2 protein-coding genes are annotated in these 2,039 nt (G+C 74.1%); both read right to left on the bottom strand.

All coding sequences use genetic code 11. The features are described from left to right. On the bottom strand, positions 1–850 hold an 850-nt coding region (locus tag AC13HU_RS36270), incomplete at its 3' end, for a potassium channel family protein (RefSeq protein ID WP_483046252.1). Between the two features lie 161 nt (positions 851–1,011). Further along, positions 1,012–2,039, bottom strand: a 1,028-nt coding sequence (locus AC13HU_RS36265) for a molybdopterin molybdotransferase MoeA (RefSeq protein ID WP_483046251.1), incomplete at its 5' end; no start/stop codon positions are given.

The raw sequence follows: 2,039 nt of genomic DNA, 5'->3' as shown, positions 1-2,039 counted from the left end.
CATCCGACGGCTCCACCGCGCGCTCGATGAGATCGAGCCCACTCCCGTACGTGATGAGGTCATCCATCACCCGGCCCGCACTCGGACTGAGCATGGACAACCCGAGCAACCGCCCCGCCGCACTCGAACTCGTGATCACCGCGTCCGCCCCGGACTGCCTCAGCAGCGGCGCGTTCTCCTCCTCCCGCACGGACGCGACGATCCGCGCCGTACCGTTGAGTTGCCGCGCCGTGAGGGTGACCAGCACCGCCGTGTCGTCGCGCTGCGCGGCGATCACGATCTGCCGGGCCCGCCCCACCTCCGCCCGCAGCAGCACGTCGTTGCGGGTCGCGTCCCCGCTGACCGCCACGAACCCCTCGTCGGCCGCGGCCTGCACCACCTTCGGCACCGGGTCCACCACCACGATCCGGTCCTTCGGCACCCCCCGCCCGATCAGCGTCTGCGCGGCGGACCGCCCCTTCGTCCCGAACCCGACGATCACCACATGGTCGTGCAAGGCGCTCCTCCAGCGCTTGAGCCGGTACTGCTCCCGGGTGCGCTCGGTCAGCACCTCCAGGGTGGTACCGACCAGGATGATCAGGAAGACCACCCGCAGCGGCGTCACCAGCAGCGTATTGGTCAGCCGCGCCCCGGTGCTGTACGGGACGATGTCGCCGTATCCGGTCGTGGACAGGGTCACCGTCGCGTAGTAGAGCGCGTCGAGAAACGACACCGTGCCGTTGGCGCTGTCGTGGTAGCCGCCGCGGTCGGCGTAGACGATGAGCACGGTGATCATGAGCACCAGCAGCGCGAGCAGCACCCGGCGGATCACCTGCTTGAGCGGGCCGGTCGCCGGGCGCGGGAAGAGCACCCGGTAGGCGGTGCCGGTGGTGCCGGACGGACCCGACCCGCCGCGGTCCGGCGAGTCGGGGAAGTCGGGCGAGTCCGGGGAGTCCGGGGAGTCGTCAGCGGTGGACGGCGGGTACGGCGCCGGGTCGGCGTCCGCACCGCGGCGGGGGACACGAGGCAGTCTCAACGCGCGCTCCCCCAGGCCGAACCGGGCATCCCAATGTCCAGCACCTTGACCTCCTCGCCTGCCTTCGCCCCACCCGGCGGGACCACCGCCATCCCGTGGGCGGCGGCCAGCCCGCGCAGCATCGCCGATCCGGTGTGGTGCAGCGGCCGGGCGGCCGCGTGCGCGTCGAACACGACCGGCACCAGCCGGGTGTCCTCGGGGTGCCCGCCGATGTCCTCGGTGAGCGGCGCGGTGTACGACGCCGGGGCGGGGTGACCGCCGAGCGTACGCAGCAAGGGCGCGACGAGCGTCAGCACACCGGCGACCGCGGCGAGCGGATTGCCCGGCAGCCCGACGAAGTAGCTCCTCCTGGGCGGCGGTTCGGCCCCCGATGCGGCTTCCGGTCGTCGCGGCGGGACGAAACCCCTCGGCCCGGCCGGCTCCGCGGGGCGCGGCACCTCGTACGGTCCGCACGGGAAATCCGCGAACAGCATCGGATGCCCCGGCCGCACCGTCACCCCGTCCACGCGCAGCCGCGCGCCGACCCGTACCAGCGCGCCGTGCACATGGTCGCGCGGGCCGCTCGCGGTACCGCCGGTGGTGACCACCAGGTCGGCGCCCCGGGTCGCGACGGCGTCGGCGACGGCCGCCCGCAACGCCTCCGCGTCGTCCGGCAGCGGGCGCACCGCGACCACGTCCGCGCCCAGCGCGCGCAGCCACGGCGGCAGCATCGGGCCCAGCGCGTCCCGGACCCGGCCCTTCCCCGGCTGCCCTCTGGCGAGCAACTCATCGCCGAGAACGAGCACTTCGACCCTCGGCCGGGCCACGACCGCCAGCTCGTCGTATCCGGACGCCGCCGCCAGGCCCAGCACCGCGGGCGTCACGGTCGTGCCCGAGGGCAACAACTCCTCACCCGCACGGCACTCCTGGCCGCGCCTGCGCACCTCCTGACCGGATGCGGGAGCCGGGTGCGGCGCGGACACCCGCAACCACGCGCCGTCCGGCCGCAGTTCGGTCGCGCCGTGCTCGTCGCGCAGCACTGCCG

This window comes from Streptomyces sp. NH27, from assembly GCF_056859195.1.
Note: the sequence above shows the minus strand (reverse complement) of the source record. Positions and strands in the feature narration are given on the sequence as shown.